Raw genomic sequence first — 626 nt, forward strand, 5'->3', positions numbered from 1 at the left:
GCGGTGTAGAACACCGTGACCTTGTGATCGTTGATCATCTTCCAGAAGCGGCCGGCGTCCGGCCAGGTCGGCACGCCTTCGAACACGACCTGCGTGCCGCCGCACGCGAGCGGGCCGTAGGTGATGTACGTGTGGCCCGTGACCCAGCCGATGTCGGCCGTGCACCAGAACACGTCGGTCGGTTTCCAGTCGAAGGTCCACTTCATCGTCTGCGCGGCCCACAGCAGGTAGCCGCCGGTGCTGTGCTGCACGCCCTTCGGCTTGCCGGTCGAGCCCGACGTATAGAGGATGAACAGCGGATGCTCGGCGCCGACCCATTCCGGTGCGCACGTGTCGGGCTCGCTGTCGGCGATCTCGTGCATCCACAGGTCGCGCCCGGCGTGCCAGTCGATCTTGCCGCCGGTGCGGCGATAGACAATCACGCTCTTGACTGCTTCGCAGCCGCCCATCGCGAGCGCCTCGTCGGCGATGCTCTTGAGCGGCAGCGTCTTGCCGCCGCGCGCCTGCTCGTCGGCGGTGATGAGGGCGACCGCGCCGACGTCGACGAGCCGCTCGTTCAGCGATTTCGCGGAGAAGCCGCCGAACACGACCGAGTGCGTGGCCCCGATGCGCGCGCAGGCCTGCAT

At 67.9% G+C, this 626-nt stretch carries 1 protein-coding gene; it reads right to left on the reverse strand.

The window, feature by feature from the left end; translation table 11 throughout:
• Positions 1–626 (reverse strand): AMP-binding protein (locus BTE28158_RS32330; RefSeq protein WP_174920308.1); only part of this gene is annotated, 626 nt, incomplete at both ends.

The sequence above is a fragment of the Burkholderia diffusa genome, from assembly GCF_902499115.1.
GTDB classification, from domain to species: domain Bacteria; phylum Pseudomonadota; class Gammaproteobacteria; order Burkholderiales; family Burkholderiaceae; genus Burkholderia; species Burkholderia diffusa.